The organism is Streptomyces sp. NPDC032721 (assembly GCF_055579625.1).
Genome location: NZ_JBVIMX010000011.1, coordinates 103,719 through 118,155, shown reverse-complemented (window position 1 = coordinate 118,155; position 14,437 = coordinate 103,719). Strand labels below are relative to the sequence as shown.

Annotated in this window: 13 protein-coding genes and 1 pseudogene; 7 read left to right on the top strand and 7 right to left on the bottom strand. The window is 71.2% G+C overall.

The window, feature by feature from the left end; all coding sequences use genetic code 11:
- Positions 1-74 precede the first annotated feature (74 nt).
- Positions 75-1,193 carry an adenosine deaminase gene (locus ACZ5PB_RS23570; RefSeq protein WP_468693699.1) on the bottom strand — a complete coding sequence of 373 codons (1,119 nt, stop codon included), beginning with the start codon at positions 1,191-1,193 and terminating at the stop codon, positions 75-77.
- Positions 1,194-1,296: 103 nt separating this feature from the next.
- On the opposite strand from ACZ5PB_RS23570, the gene ACZ5PB_RS23565 reads away from it, so the two are divergent.
- Positions 1,297-2,040, top strand: coding sequence for an alpha/beta hydrolase (locus tag ACZ5PB_RS23565; protein WP_468693698.1), 744 nt, complete (start codon positions 1,297-1,299; stop codon positions 2,038-2,040).
- A gap of 97 nt (positions 2,041-2,137) precedes the next feature.
- On the top strand, positions 2,138-3,253 hold the full coding sequence (locus tag ACZ5PB_RS23560; protein WP_468693697.1) for a calcium:cation antiporter: 1,116 nt from the start codon (positions 2,138-2,140) through the stop codon (positions 3,251-3,253).
- Here the strand turns inward: ACZ5PB_RS23560 and ACZ5PB_RS23555 are convergent.
- Positions 3,243-4,244 (bottom strand): LysR family transcriptional regulator, encoded by a 1,002-nt coding sequence (locus tag ACZ5PB_RS23555; RefSeq protein ID WP_468693696.1) that lies wholly within the window; start codon positions 4,242-4,244, stop codon positions 3,243-3,245. The genes ACZ5PB_RS23560 and ACZ5PB_RS23555 overlap by 11 nt on opposite strands.
- Positions 4,245-4,306: 62 nt before the next feature.
- On the opposite strand from ACZ5PB_RS23555, the gene ACZ5PB_RS23550 reads away from it, so the two are divergent.
- From ACZ5PB_RS23550 to ACZ5PB_RS23540, 3 genes are all read left to right on the top strand, one after another.
- On the top strand, positions 4,307-5,653 hold the full coding sequence (locus ACZ5PB_RS23550) for an MFS transporter (RefSeq protein ID WP_468693695.1): 1,347 nt from the start codon (positions 4,307-4,309) through the stop codon (positions 5,651-5,653).
- Between the two features lie 115 nt (positions 5,654-5,768).
- Positions 5,769-6,332 (top strand): L,D-transpeptidase, encoded by a 564-nt coding sequence (locus ACZ5PB_RS23545; RefSeq protein WP_468693694.1) that lies wholly within the window; start codon positions 5,769-5,771, stop codon positions 6,330-6,332.
- A 112-nt stretch (positions 6,333-6,444) separates the two neighbouring features.
- Entirely contained in the window at positions 6,445-7,560 is a 1,116-nt protein-coding gene (locus tag ACZ5PB_RS23540) for a sigma-70 family RNA polymerase sigma factor (RefSeq protein ID WP_468693693.1), read from the top strand.
- Between the two features lie 39 nt (positions 7,561-7,599).
- Here ACZ5PB_RS23540 and ACZ5PB_RS23535 read toward each other — a convergent pair.
- Both ACZ5PB_RS23535 and ACZ5PB_RS23530 read right to left on the bottom strand, forming a co-directional pair.
- Positions 7,600-7,782: pseudogene (locus ACZ5PB_RS23535) on the bottom strand (STAS domain-containing protein); the annotation flags it as partial.
- 95 nt (positions 7,783-7,877) lie between these two features.
- Positions 7,878-8,693, bottom strand: coding sequence for a DUF6597 domain-containing transcriptional factor (locus ACZ5PB_RS23530; RefSeq protein ID WP_468693692.1), 816 nt, complete (start codon positions 8,691-8,693; stop codon positions 7,878-7,880).
- Positions 8,694-8,787: 94 nt separating this feature from the next.
- Between ACZ5PB_RS23530 and ACZ5PB_RS23525 the strand changes: the two genes are divergently transcribed.
- Entirely contained in the window at positions 8,788-9,390 is a 603-nt protein-coding gene (locus tag ACZ5PB_RS23525) for a TIGR03086 family metal-binding protein (RefSeq protein ID WP_468693691.1), read from the top strand.
- Positions 9,391-9,424: 34 nt separating this feature from the next.
- On the opposite strand, the gene ACZ5PB_RS23520 is transcribed toward ACZ5PB_RS23525, so the two are convergent.
- From ACZ5PB_RS23520 to ACZ5PB_RS23510, 3 genes are all read right to left on the bottom strand, one after another.
- A complete protein-coding gene (locus tag ACZ5PB_RS23520; RefSeq protein WP_468693690.1) occupies positions 9,425-10,882 on the bottom strand; it encodes a mannosyltransferase family protein in 1,458 nt (485 codons plus the stop codon).
- Positions 10,883-11,162: 280 nt separating this feature from the next.
- Positions 11,163-12,452 carry a thymidine phosphorylase gene (locus tag ACZ5PB_RS23515; RefSeq protein WP_468693689.1) on the bottom strand — a complete coding sequence of 430 codons (1,290 nt, stop codon included), beginning with the start codon at positions 12,450-12,452 and terminating at the stop codon, positions 11,163-11,165.
- 562 nt (positions 12,453-13,014) lie between these two features.
- On the bottom strand, positions 13,015-14,163 hold the full coding sequence (locus tag ACZ5PB_RS23510; RefSeq protein WP_468693882.1) for an RNA-guided endonuclease InsQ/TnpB family protein: 1,149 nt from the start codon (positions 14,161-14,163) through the stop codon (positions 13,015-13,017).
- Between the two features lie 104 nt (positions 14,164-14,267).
- Between ACZ5PB_RS23510 and ACZ5PB_RS23505 the strand changes: the two genes are divergently transcribed.
- Positions 14,268-14,435 carry a hypothetical protein gene (locus ACZ5PB_RS23505; RefSeq protein WP_468693688.1) on the top strand — a complete coding sequence of 56 codons (168 nt, stop codon included), beginning with the start codon at positions 14,268-14,270 and terminating at the stop codon, positions 14,433-14,435.
- The last annotated feature ends 2 nt before the right edge of the window (positions 14,436-14,437 follow it).

Here is a 14,437-nt window from a genome sequence, read left to right as displayed (position 1 = left end):
TTGATATTCCCGGCCGCTTGTGATCCACCTGAGACCAGTTGCTCCCGTACGGTAAAACCGCTGGTCAGGGTGGCTTACTGGAAGAGCCACTCCGACTTCAGCTCGGCGTAACCGGGCTTGATGACGTCGCTGATCATGGCGAGTCGTTCATCGAAAGGAATGAAAGCGCTCTTCATCGCATTGACCGTGGTCCACAGCATGTCGTCGAGCGTGTAGCCGAAAGCGCCGATCAGGTGCTCGAACTCGCGGCTCATGCTGGTGCCGGACATCAGCCGGTTGTCGGTGTTGACCGTGACCCGGAACTGGAGCTTGCGCAGCAGGCCGAAGGGGTGCTCGGCGTAGGAGGTGGCGGCCCCGGTCTGCAGGTTGGAGGTGGGGCACATCTCCAGCGGGATGCGCTTGTCGCGCACGTACGCGGCGAGGCGGCCGAGCTGGACGCTGCCGTCGTCGGCGACCTCGATGTCGTCGATGATGCGTACGCCGTGGCCGAGGCGGTCGGCGCCGCACCACTGGAGGGCCTGCCAGATGGAGGGCAGTCCGAAGGCCTCACCGGCGTGGATGGTGAAGTGGTTGTTCTCGCGCTTGAGGTACTCGAAGGCGTCGAGGTGGCGGGTGGGAGGGAAGCCGGCCTCGGCGCCCGCGATGTCGAAGCCGACGACGCCGGAGTCCCGGTAGCGGTTGGCGAGTTCGGCGATCTCCAGGGCGCGGGCGGCGTGCCGCATCGCGGTGAGGAGGGCGCCGACGCGGATCCGGTGGCCGTTCTCACGGGCGCGCCGCTCGCCTTCGCGGAAGCCGTCGTTGACCGCTTCGACGACCTCTTCGAGGGTGAGGCCCTTCTCCAGGTGCTGCTCGGGGGCGTACCGGATCTCGGCGTAGACGACGCCGTCCTCGGCGAGGTCCTCGGCGCACTCGGCGGCCACCCGGAACAGTGCGTCGCGGGTCTGCATGACGGCGCAGGTGTGCGCGAACGTCTCCAGGTAGCGCTCCAGCGACCCGGAGTCGGCGGCCTCGCGGAACCAGATGCCGAGCTTGTCGGCGTCGGTCTCCGGGAGGTTCTCGTAGCCGTTCTCGCGGGCGAGCTCGACGATCGTGCCGGGGCGCAGGCCGCCGTCGAGGTGGTCGTGCAGCAGCACCTTCGGTGCGCGGCGAATCTGGTCCACGGTGGGCGTGTTGAGGGTGGTCTGGCTCGTCATCTGGGCACTGTAGCCCCTACGCGCGTAGATCGCGCCCGGTCGATACGTAACAGTGACCGTGCGGACGGGTGGAGTCCATCTCGACTTCTGAGACTGTTCTGCCATGACACAGCAAGTCGAGCCGGGCCCGACCGCCCGGCTGGGACGGGCCGTTGGGACTTCGGGCACGGTGACCGGGGTGGTGCTGGTACTCCCCGGCGGGGAGCCGGAGTCCGCCAAGGGCCCCTCTCCCTGGGCCTACGCGGCTGCCCGCCCGCTCGCCCGCGAGCTCGCCTCGGCGGGCGCCGCCGAGGGCCTGGCGGTGCATCTGGTGCGCTACCGGGGCCGGGGGTGGAACGGTGACGCCGCACGGCTGGCGGCCGACGCGCGGTGGGCGGTGGAGGAGGTCGTACGGCGGTACGGGGACGTACCGGTGTGCCTGACCGGCCTCGACATGGGCGGCCGGGCGGCGCTGCGGGCGGCCGGTCACGAGGCGGTCGGGGCGGTGGCGGCGCTGGCGCCGTGGCTGCCCGAGGGGGCGGCGGCCGAGGCCGAGCCGGTACGGCAGCTGGTCGGCAGGCAGGTCCTGGTCGTCCACGGCACCAATGACGAACGCGCCGATCCGGAGCTGTCGTTCCGGCTGGCGGAACGGGCCAAGAAGGCCAACCGGGACACCTGCCGCTTCGAGGTCCACTCCGACGGCCACGGCATGCGGCAGCACCGGGCCGAGGTCCGTGCCCTGGTCACCGACTTCGTGCTGGGCGCGGTCTTCGGCCGCCCGTACGCCCGCCCGCTCGCCGACGCGCTGGCGGCTCCGCCGCCGCTGGGGCTGAGAATGCCGCTGGCGCTGGGGTTCGGGCGGGGGTAGCCGTCGTAGGGCCTGTGGCCTCTCGCGGGGCTCTCGCGGGCCCGTGGCATACGGCCGGACATGGCCGAATATGATCACTTCTGACACCCTCGGGAGCATGAGCACCAGCAGTCATCAGCGCGTCAGCCCCACCCACTGGGCCTCCCTCGTCCCCGTTCTCGCCCTCGTCCTCCTCGCCTTCTCCTGGGGCCGGGAGATGCCGGGCCCCGTAGTCGCCCTGCTCGCGTGTTTCCTCGGCGGAGCCGTGCTCGCCGCGGTGCATCACGCGGAGGTCGTCGCCCACCGCGTCGGCGAGCCCTTCGGCTCGCTGGTGCTGGCCGTCGCCGTGACGATCATCGAGGTGGCGCTCATCGTCACCCTCATGGCCGATGGCGGCGAGAAGAGCGCGTCGCTCGCCCGGGACACCGTCTTCGCCGCCGTGATGATCACGCTCAACGGCATCGTCGGCATCTCGCTCCTGGTCGGGGCGCTCAAGCGGCGGGTGGCCGTGTTCAACCCGGAGGGGTCGGTGGCCGCCTTCGGCGCGGTGGCGACGCTGGCCGGGCTGAGCCTGGCGCTGCCGACGTTCACCACCAGCGCGCCGGGCCCCGAGTTCAGCCCCACCCAGCTGATCTTCGCGGCCCTCGCCGCCGTACTGATCTACGGACTCTTCGTGCTCACGCAGACCGTCCGGCACCGCGACTACTTCCTCCCCGTCACCCAGCAGGGGAAGGTCATCAACGACGAGGACGGGGACGACCACGCCGACCCGCCGACCAGGCGCGTCGCCCTCGTCAGCCTCGCCCTGCTCGCCGTGTCGCTGGTGGCCGTCGTCGGCCTCGCGAAGGGCGTCTCGCCGACCATCGAGGCCGGGGTGGACGCCGCCGGGCTGCCCGCGTCCGTGGTCGGTGTGGTGATCGCACTGCTGGTGCTGCTGCCGGAGTCGATCGCCGCCGTACGGGCCGCCAGGCGCGACCGCGTACAGACCAGCCTCAACCTGGGGCTCGGGTCCGCGATGGCGAGCATCGGACTGACCATTCCGGCGGTCGCCGTCGCGTCGATCTGGATGGACGGGCCGCTGCTGCTCGGGCTCGGGGCCACGCACCTGGTGCTGCTGGCGCTGACCGTGGCGGTGGGCACGCTGACGCTCGTACCGGGGCGGGCGACCACGCTCCAGGGCGGCGTGCACCTGTCGCTGTTCGCGGCGTACCTGGTGCTGGCGGTCAGTCCGTAGGAGCTTCCAGGGTTTCCGTCAGGGAGGTGGGGAGCAGGTGGCCCCGCCGGGAGAGCAGGAAGCGTTTGAAGGCGGCCACCGGTGGGGTGTCGGGGTGGCCGTCCAGCCAGGCGACGCCGATCTCGCGGGCGGCCCTGGGGGCGGTGACCGTCAGTTCCACCACCCCGGGGCGGGCCACCGCGGGCGGGGGCAGCAGGGCCACGCCCAGGCCCGCCGCCACCAGCCCCCGCAGGGTCTCCGCCTCCTCGCCCTCGAAGGCGACCCTCGGGCGGAAGCCGGCCTCGGCGCACAGGTCGTCGGTGATGCGGCGCAGACCGTAGCCGGGCTCCAGGGTGACGAAGGTTTCCTCGGCGGCCTCGGCGAGGCGGACCCGCTTGCGGGTGGCGAGGCGGTGGTCGTCGGGGACGACCAGGCGCAGGCGCTGCTCGTCGAGGCGTCGGGCAACCAGATCGGGGGCCTCGGGGACGGGTGAGGTGAGGCAGAGGTCGAGTTCGCCGGCCCGCAGGCGCTCCAGCATCGCCTCGCCGTAGTTCTGGACGAGCTGGAAGCGGATGTGGGGGTGGTCGGCACGGAAGGCGCGGATCAGGGCAGGGACGGTTTCCGAGCCCATGGTGTGCAGGAAGCCGAAGGCGACCTTGCCGGAGGTGGGGTCGGCGTCCGCGCGGACCGAATCGGCGGCCTTCTCGACCTCGGCGAGGGCGCGCTCGACGGTGGTGAGGAAGGTGCGGCCCGCCGGGGTGAGCGAGAGGGTGCGGCCCTTGCGGGCGAACAGGGCGACGTCCAGGTCCTGTTCGAGGCGGGCCATCGCCCGCGAGAGGGTCGACTGGGGTACGCCGAGTTCGTGGGCGGCGCGGGTGACGTGCTCGTGGCGGGCCACCGCGGCGAACTGGGCGAGTCGCGGCGCCAGTACCTGGGCGGTACTCCTGCTTTGGATGTCTTCTTCGTAACTACTCGGTGACAGCCGACGCTGTGAGCTGTGCTGATGCTGCATGGGATGAATTATCGCGGGTTTGTGCATTGGACGCATGAGAAGGCCAGGTCTAGGTTCTTGGCATGCCTTCCGCCAGTACCACGGCGTCCATGCCTGTTGTTGTGGGCGCCGAGCCTTCTGATTCCTTCGATTCCTCTGTTTCCGCCGAGTCCCGTGGCACTTCTGCTGCCGGTGGGACCGGAGCGCCTGCCGATACGCGGCTCAGCCCCTCCTCCCCCGCCTTCCGGCGCATCAGCCTCGCGCTCTTCGCGGCGGGCATGGCGGCCTTCGCGCTCCTCTACTCCACGCAGGCACTGCTGCCCGCGATCTCCGCCGACCTCAACGTCAGTGCCGCACAGGCGAGCTGGACGGTGTCGGCGGCGACCGGGGCGCTCGCCCTGTTCGTGCTGCCGCTCAGTGCGCTGTCCGAGCGGTTCGGGCGGCGGACCCTGATGACGTACTCCCTGGTGGTGGCGGTCGGGGTCGCCGTACTGATCCCGCTCGCGCCGAACGTCGGCTGGCTGATCGCGCTGCGCGCGGTGCAGGGTGCGGCGCTGGCCGGGCTGCCGGCCTCGGCCATGGCCTATCTGGCGGAGGAGGTGCGGCCGAAGGCGCTGGTCGCGGCGATCGGGCTGTTCGTGGCGGGCAACTCCATCGGCGGCATGAGCGGCCGGATCGTCACTGGGTGGGTGGCCCAGCTGTGGGGGTGGCGGGCGGCGCTCGCGGCCGTCGCGCTGATGGCGCTGGTGTGCGCGGCGGTCTTCCGGCTGCTGCTGCCCAGGGCGCGCAACTTCCGCCCCGGGACGCTGAATCCGAGGGTGCTGGCCAAGACCGTGGGCGGGCACCTGTCCGATCCGCTGCTGCGGCGGCTGTACGCGATCGGCGCGCTCTTCATGACCGTCTTCGGCGCCGTCTACACGGTGATCGGCTACCGGCTGGTCGAGGCGCCGTTCAGCCTCCCGCAGGGCGTCGTCGGCTCGATCTTCCTGGTCTACCTGGTGGGTACGGTTTCGTCGGCGGGCGCGGGCAAGCTGGTCGCCCGTACCGGACGGCGCGGGGCGCTCTACCTGGCGGCGAGCACCACGACCGCCGGACTGCTGCTCTCGCTGTCCGACTCCCTGGTGGGCGTACTGGCCGGGCTCGTGCTCATCACGGCGGGCTTCTTCGCCGGACACGCGGTCGCCTCCTCGTCGGTCAGCCACACCGCGAAGTCGGGCCGCGCCCAGGCCTCCGCGCTCTACCAGTCGGCGTACTACCTCGGCTCCAGCGCGGGCGGCACGCTCGGCGCGATGGCGTTCCACGCGGGCGGCTGGGACGCGACGGTGCTGCTCGGGCTGCTGGCGGTGGCCGGCGTCGCCGGGATCACGCTGTACGGGACGCGGTGCGCGCGGGTCGAACGCCGCCACTCCCTCGTTGTCGCGAATTCATGACACTTCAACCCCCTTGTCCGTACAACTGGTTCGGTTCCCCGTACGTCTGAAGAGACATAACCGTGCGGTACGCACACACAGACGCGTGCCGCACGGCCGGGGAAAGGGAACGCCCATGGAATCCATGGTGCCCACAGCACGGAGAGCGCTGCGCACCCGTACCGGGATAGCCGTCGGGGTCACCGCGATGGTGATCCCGGCGGTACTGACCACGGGGGCCGCCGCCGCCCCCGCACGGACGGCACCCGCGGCCACCGCCGCAGTCGTGACCGAAGCCGCGGCCGTCGGGCCGAACGCGGCCGGGAAGTGTCCGACCAACCGGGGGCGGATCGCCTGTGTCGACCTGACCAGGCAGCGGAGCTGGATACAGGACGGCAAGAGGATCAAGTACGGTCCGGTGCCCATCCGTTCGGGGCGCAACGGGTACGAGACGCGGACCGGGCTCAAGCGGATCTACTACCGCAGCATCAACCACTACTCGACGATCTACCACGTGCCGATGCCGTACTCGCAGTTCTTCGACGGCGGCATCGCCTTCCACGCGGCCAGCCTGCCGATGTCGGCCCCGCCGGGCTCGCACGGGTGCGTCAACATGCGCAAGGCGGACGCGAAGAAGTACTGGGGGCTGCTGCGCAAGGGCACGTGGGTCTTCGTGTACGGGCGCAAGCCGGGGACGTGACTCCGAGCCGGGGCAGGGCAGTTCACGGCATTCCGGGGACCGTTGTCAGACCCCTCCCGTAAAGTTCCACAGCACAGGAGCAGTGGGTGGATGAGCGGGTGGGGTGGACCCTGTGAGTGATGTCGCGACGCCAGGTGTGGATGCACAACTGGAGGACTACCGGACCGAGTTGACCGGGTTCTGCTACCGGATGCTCGGATCCGCCTTCGAGGCGGAGGACGCCGTCCAGGACACGATGGTGCGCGCGTGGCGCAGTCAGGACCGGTTCGAGGGGCGTTCCTCGCTGCGGTCCTGGCTGTACCGGATCGCGACCAATGTGTGTCTGGACATGCTGGGCAGCAGCAAGAAGAGGGCCAGGCCGATGGACTTCACGGACTCCCGGCCGCTCGCGCAGGCGCAGTTGAACCCGCAGCCCGAGGCGACCTGGCTGGAGCCGGTTCCGGACGGGCGGGTGCTGACCGCCGTCGCCGACCCGGCGGAGACCGCCGTCGCGCGTGAGTCGGTGCGGCTGGCGTTCGTCGCCGCGCTTCAGCACCTGCCGCCGAAGCAGCGGGCCGTACTGATCCTGCGCGAGGTGCTGGCCTGGAAGGCCAGCGAGGTCGCGGAACTGCTCGAAACGAGCGTGGCCTCGGTCAACTCCGCGCTCCAGCGCGCCCGGGCGACGCTCGCCGAGTCGAAGACCGCCGAGTCGGACACCGTGAAGCCGATGGACGAGGAGCAGCAGAAACTGCTCGAACGGTACGTGGCCGCCTTCGAGGGCTACGACATGAAGGCACTGACCGCGTTGCTCCACGAAGACGCCATCATGTCCATGCCCCCGTTCGACCTGTGGCTGGTCGGTGCCGAGGACATCACCGGCTTCATGCTCACGCACGGCGCCGCCTGCAACGGTTCGCGGATGCTGGCCACGGTCGCCAACGGCACTCCGGCGTTCGCCCAGTACCACCCGACGCCCGACGGTCACTTCGAGCCGTGGGCGCTCCAGGTCATCGAGATCTCAGACGGCCGGATCTCCCACATCAACACGTTCCTCGACACCAAGGTGTGGTTCCCGCTGTTCGACCTCCCGGCCAGGATCGAGGCGGACGGGTCCCCCGGTCCGCTCGCCGCCCCCGGGGGGATCTCCGGATTCGAAGCTGCCTTCGCCGCCGCGGCCGCCGCTGCGGCTGCCGCCGCCGAGGCCGGAGCCGCTGCCGGGGGTGAAGGTCAGGCCGACCAGGTCCAGTAGGCCTGTCAGCTCGCGGCTGGGGTGCCAGAGCAGGAGCCGGCATCCCAGCCTGCGGGCGGTCAGGCGCATCCGGGCCAGCGCCTCGACGGCGGGCAGCCCGGGATCGGTGAGGGCGGAGACGTCACAGACGATTTCCGTCGCGCCCGAGGACAGGACGAGTGCGTGCAGCCGCTCGCACAGGTGCGGTACGTCGTCCCTGGTCACGGGGCCGACGATCGCCATGGGGTGGTTCGTCGCAGAGTGTTCCACACGGGCTAGGACCGGCCGCAGGGCCAAAACTCATCGGTGTACGCGTTCCGGCGGTCCTCAGCCGGCTTTCAGCGCCCCTGCGCGTAGGCCGTCGGCGGCACTCCGACCGTCGCCGTGAAGTCGCGTACGAGATGTGCCTGGTCGGTGTAGCCGAGGCCGGCCGCGAGCCCGGCCCAGTCGACGGCCGCCTCGGACTCGGCGTGTTCCAGGGCCTCGTGGATGCGGTAGCGCAGGATCACCCATTTGGGGCCGACGCCCACCCGGTCGGCGAAGAGGCGCTGGAGGGTGCGCAGCGACAGGGCCTCGCTGCGGGCGAGGTCACCGGCGCGGCGGACGGTGCGGTCGTGGCGGATGCGGTCGGCGAGGGCCATGGCGAGCTCGGTGCGGGGGTCGGGTTCCGGGCCGAGGGACAGCAGGAAGGCATCCAGCGCCGCCACCCGGGCGGGGTCGTCGGCCGGTTCGAGGACCGCGGCGGCCGGGTCGCCGGTGAGGCCGGGGAACGCGTCCGCCAGCGGGAGCTGGCGCCCCGTCCACCGGGACACCGGGCGGCCTGGCAGGAAAGGACCGAAGCCGCCGGGCTTGAACTGGACCCCGCAGACCCGGCCCACTCCCGCCAGCTTCCGGGTGAACAGGCCCCGGCCGACCCCGGCGAGCGCCCCCTGACCGGAGCCCGGCTCGTCCGCCTGGCGCTGGAACACGATGTTGACCGAGGGGTGCGGGACCAGGTGGGAGGCGTACGGCTCGGTGAGATCCCAGTCGATGAACCAGTAGTGCTCAAGGAAGGGGCGGAGCTCCGGGGCCGGTTCATGGCGCCGGAAGCGCACCCGGGCCATCAGTCCCGCCGCGTCGACGATGCCTCTGGTGTCCCTGCGGGGCGCTGCCATGCCGGAATTCTAGGACCCCGGGGGTCCCGCGGGGGCGGCCGGGTTGGCGCGTTTTTACAAGAGGTGGGGCGCCTGGGCTGCGTACCGTCGTGTCATGACCCAGGAGACCAGCGCCCCGAACACCAGCGCCCCGAAGATCAGTGAACTGCTCGAAGCGTCCGGCAGCCGGGCCGTCGCCGTGCTCGACGGCATCGCGGACGGACAGCTCGGCGACCGCACGCCCTGCGCCGAGTACGACGTGCGCACCCTGGTGAACCACCTCTTCCAGGTGGTCGTCCAGTTCCAGGCCCTCGCGGCCAAGAAGGACGCGGACTTCTCCGAGAGCGTCGACTACGTCGGCCGGGGGCCGGACTGGCGGGAGCGGTTCGCGGCGGAGGTCGGACTGCTGGTCGCGGCGTGGGACGCGCCCGGAGCCGAGGAGGGGACCTCGGGCCAGATGGGCTTCCCAGCCAGGACGGTCGGCCAGATGGTGCTCGGCGACCTCACCCTGCACGCCTGGGACCTTGCCAGGGCCACCGGCCGGCCGTACGACCCGGACCCGGCGGTCGTCGCCGATCTCGCTCCGGCGGTCGCGGCCATCGCTCCCGGGGCCAGGGAGGCGGGGGTCTACGGCGCCCCGGTGGCGGTGCCGGAGGACGCGTCCGACTTCGACGTGGTGCTGGCGACGACCGGGCGCGACCCCGGCTGGAAGCCGTAGCGGGAAGGCGGTCGGCCTGGACCCGGTGGCCGGGTCAGCCCGTCCAGCGGCCGGAGAGGAACGAGACGGTGAAGAGGATCATCAGGGGTGCCGCCACCGCCAGATAGGCCGTCTTCACTCGGGGGCGGCGCAGGCTCCAGGCCGCGAGGAGGGTCCACAGCGGCCACCACAGGAGGGTCGCCCGGGGTACCGAGGTGAACCAGTACGAGGTGCCCAGGGCCCACAGGCTGAGGCCGATGTACACGGCCTCCGGCCAGCGCCGCAGCCACAGCAGGACGCCCAGCAGGAGCAGGCCGACGACCATGGCGGCCAGTTCGGCCTGCCACATGTAGGCGTAGCCGGTGCTGTAGGCGCCGTCGAAGGCCGCGTTCCAGGTGGTCCGCCAGGCGTCCCAGGGGGCGTGGAACTCGCGGTACCAGCCGCGCTCCTGGGCGTGCTTCCAGGCCATCCAGTCGCCGGTGTGGGAGTGCAGGTAGGCGCTGTAGGCGAGGGCGGGCAGTGCGGGCACGAGCGTCCAGCCGAGCGGGCGCCAGGCCTTCGCCGAGCGGGCCCGCCAGGCGGTGATCAGGAAGTGCACGCCGATCGCGGCGGCGACGAACAGGCCGCTGATCCGGACGGTGGTGGCGAGCGCGGTCAGGATTCCGGCGGCCGCCCAGTGGTTGCGCTGCGCCGCCAGCCAGGCGGGCAGTGCGAAGGCGAGGAAGAGGGTCTCGGTGTACCCGGCGGCGAGGAACACCGCGCAGGGCGAGAGGAGGAGGAAGAGGACGGTTCGCTGCCCGGCCTTGGACTTCGGCTTCGGCTCCGGCTCCGGCTCCTGCTTTGCCTGCTCCGGAGCGTGAGCACTGCTCTCCTGGGCTGAGCGCTGCACCGCTTCGAGAGCGACACTTCCACCCTCGTATCGCTGCTCCGGAACACGAGCACTGCTCTCAACACGACGACCGGATCGCCGCACCGAACCCGGAGCACTGCTCTCCCCGGGCAGGTGCAGCCTGGCTATTCGGGCCAGGGCGAGCACCGCCACCGCGCCCGCCACGAACGAGATCAGCAGCCCGGCCAGGGTCCAGTTCGGGACGACGACGTGCACGGCCCGCAGCAGCAGCGGGAAGCCGGGGAAGAAGGCCTCCCTGTTGTCCCAGCCCTCCGTGCCGGGGCCGGAGCCGGGCGGGAAGTAGCCGTCCTGGGCGATGTGCAGGAAGTGCGTCCAGTCCCACTGCGCCCAGCGCGACAGCGCGGACGGCGCGTTCTTGGCCTCGCCGTCGGCCGGGAAGACCCAGGCGACGCTGTACGAGGTGACCCACAGCCCGACCCGGGTGAGGAGGTAGAGCCAGAGCACGTCACGGTCGGCACCGCTCAGCCGCAGCAGGGGCGAGCGCAGGAAGCCCGGGAACCGGCCCGTGCCGGTGGCCCGTGCGTCGGGCGCGGCGGGCCTGCGGCCCGTGCCGGACGGCGGCGGCTGCTGCCCGGTCCGCTGCGGCGGTGGCGCGACGGTCATGGTCCGGCTCTCCTGGGCGTTTCGAGGGGCGTACGGGTACTGCGACTGGTGCGGGCGTTCGACGTACCGGGGTGCCACCCCGTCGCACAGGTGCCACTCCGTCGTACATGCGTACGCGAAGGGCGTCCCGTACGGAAGACGGCCGGGACGCGGCGAAGCGTTCCCCCCACCCGCCACAACGCGGACAACGCACAGGAACGGCACAGGACCGGCAGGGTGCATACACACACCCCACCGGCCCCATGCGTCACAGAGCTAGGCACTCACAGAGTGCCCCGACTCAGGCGATCCGGTCCAGCACGATCGGCGCCGGAACGAAGTCACGCGCGGTCTCGCTGCCCTCGTCGGCGGTCAGGACCCCGCCGTCCAGCGCCTCAAGCGCGTACGCGAACTTCTCCGGGGTGTCGGTGTGCAGCGTCATCAGCGGCTGGCCGGCGACCACGCGGTCACCGGGCTTGGCATGCAGTTCGATGCCCGCGCCCGCCTGGACGACGTCCTCCTTGCGGGCCCGGCCCGCGCCGAGCCGCCAGGCCGCGACGCCGACCGCGTACGCGTCCAGCTCGGTCAGCACGCCGGTCGACGAGGCGTTGATCACATGCTGCTCGCGGGCCACCGGAAGGGCCGCGTCCGGGTCGCCGCCCTGCGCCTGGATCATGCGCCGCCACACGTCCATCGCGGAGCCGTCGCGCAGCGCCTTCTCCGGGTCGGCGTCCTTCAGGCCGGCCGCGTCCAGCATTTCGCGGGCCAGCGCGAGGGTCAGCTCGACGACGTCGGCGGGACCGCCGCCCGCGAGGACCTCGACCGATTCCCGTACCTCCAGCGCGTTGCCGGCCGTCAGACCCAGCGGGGTCGCCATGTCGGTCAGCAGCGCGACCGTCCTGACCCCGTGGTCCGTGCCCAGGCCGACCATGGTCGAGGCGAGCTCGCGCGCGTCCTCGATGTTCTTCATGAAGGCGCCGGAGCCGACCTTGACGTCCAGGACGAGCGACCCCGTCCCCTCCGCGATCTTCTTCGACATGATCGACGACGCGATCAGCGGGATGGCCTCGACGGTCCCCGTCACGTCGCGCAGCGCGTAGAGCTTCTTGTCGGCGGGCGCGAGACCGTCACCGGCCGCGCAGATCACGGCACCCGTCGACTCCAGTACGTCCAGCATCTCGGCGTTGGAGAGCAGCGCGCGCCAGCCCGGGATCGACTCCAGCTTGTCGAGCGTGCCGCCGGTGTGGCCGAGACCCCGGCCGGAGAGCTGCGGTACGGCCGCGCCGCACGCGGCGACCAGCGGCGCCAGCGGCAGCGTGATCTTGTCGCCGACGCCGCCGGTGGAGTGCTTGTCCGCGGTCGGGCGGGAGAGCTGGTCGAAGTTCATCCGCTCGCCGGAGGCGATCATCGCGGCGGTCCAGCGGGCGATCTCGGCGCGGTTCATGCCGTTCAGCAGGATCGCCATGGCCAGCGCGGACATCTGCTCGTCGGCGACCGCACCGCGCGTGTACGCGTCGATGACCCAGTCGATCTGCTCGGGGCTGAGCTCGCCTCGGTCGCGCTTGGTGCGGATGACGGAGATGACGTCCATGGGGGTTCCTCCCGGTGGTCCTGGGTCCGGCCGTACGGCTGTAGGCGTAAATCTACGCGCGTCACGCGGAGTACGAGGACGGCGCGGATAACGAATCCGCCACCGCCCCCGACGAAGCCACCGGGCAGCGCTTCCGGCGCGGGTCGCCGCAGCCACGGGAACGCGGCCTCGTGCGGGTCTCGCGGGGAGCGGCGGTGCCACCTCCAGCGCCCTTCCCCGGGCGGGAGGTTGCCCGGGGGCCGGCCCCGATGCCCCGTCCTGCGCCGAGCGGCGCTCCGGCGGCTCCCAGGTGTGCCGCCGCCCCTCCTTCGTCGTACGGGCCGAGGCCTGCACGGCGTTCCTCGCCGGGCTTCCCCGGGGCGGCATCCACTGACGGCGTCATGCGGTGGTTCACGCCATTGAGTCGCGGAGGTCTGGCCGGAAGGCGGGAACTGGGCAACGCTGTCAACTACTCGGCCGTAAAACGACTGAGCTTGCTGACTCAGTCGGTACGGCTTTGTTTATGCTCCCGACTGCCCCCTACGGCAGGGCGGTCACGGGGCACATCTACCCGCGTGGCCTGTTAGGCCGGGGCGGGGTCGGGCATGTTGACGAATACCCACGCCGAGCGTGCGCGGTTGCGCACGTTGACCCCGGCGACGTGGTCGGCGGGCCCAGCGAGGCCGCACCGACGACATTCAAAGTGATCCCGAGTACGGCGGTTGGCGCGCTCGGTGTGGCCGCAGCGCGGGCAGTGCTGCGAGGTGTAAGCCGGGTCCACCTCGACGAACGGCACCCCGCCGCGTCGGCACTTGTAGGCGATGAACGCCCCGAGCTGGTGAAAGGGCCAGGAGGACAGTCGTGCGCGCTGGTCGCGGGGAACCGTGACCCGGTCGCGAATACCCCTCAGTTCTTCGAGGGCGATTCCGCGTCCGGTGCGTTGGGCGACCGCAACGACTGTTCTGGAAATCCTGTGGTTGAGGTGGGTGGCGTGCCGGGCTTCCTTCTTCGCCCGCTTCTTCAGACGCTGGGTGGCGGAGCGGGTCTTCCTGGCCTGGAGTTCGGCGCGTTTGCTCGCCTGCCAGCGGCGGTAACGGCCCAGGCGGCGGCCTTGGTGGTTGGTGCCGTCCGAGGTGGTGGCGAGATTGACGATGCCCCGGTCCACCCCGATCCAGTCGGCCGGTTCGTAGACCTCCGGGTCCGGGACGTCGATGGTGGCGTACAGAAACCACTTCCCGTCCCGGAAGACAAGGTCGGACTCGCCCCGCCGGTACTCGGTGAGCTGCTTGAGGGCCTTCGGTGAGCAGACGAAGCGGACGCCCCGGACCCGGCCGTTCAATGTCCAGATGCTTACCGTCTGGGCGTCGTAGTTCCACGACAGATTGCGGTCGTCAAACGTGTGGGCGGCGTGCGGGCGGAAGGCGACCGGTTTCGACTCCGCTTTCTGGCGGCGCTTCGACGTGGCCGTGCCGAGGGTTCCGGCCCGGATGGCGGCCCGCAGGGTGGCGTAGCTGTCGGCGACGCGTTTGATGAGGTGCTGGGCGGCCTGCGCCCCGAACCCCCGCACCCTCAGCTCGCCGTAACAGCGCTTCCGCAGCTCCCGCACCCCGCCCCGCAGGGCGAAGTGTTCGAAGGAAACCTCCGACACCCAAGTGGCAGCCTCGTTCAGGGCGGGCAGGGTCCGCTCGAACGCCGGTGCCTGCACGGCATCCGGCATCAGCTTGACCTGCACCACCAGCTTCACGAAACCGAACATAGCCACCCGCCACACAGCCCGCAGGCACCCTGCGGGCGATCACCCGATCGAGTGACCGCCTCCCCGACCAGCGACCAGCGGTGGCGGACCCCGTCGGCACGGAATACGTGTCCTGCACCGCAGGCCCTGTGGGCGGCTCCGCCGACAAGACGCTGCGACGGATGCGCCTGGAGCTTCTGGTGCGCGCCAACGGCGCCGACAAGGTGACCGAAATGGTCCGCCGGGGAACCTGGCCGGTGGACGCCTGACA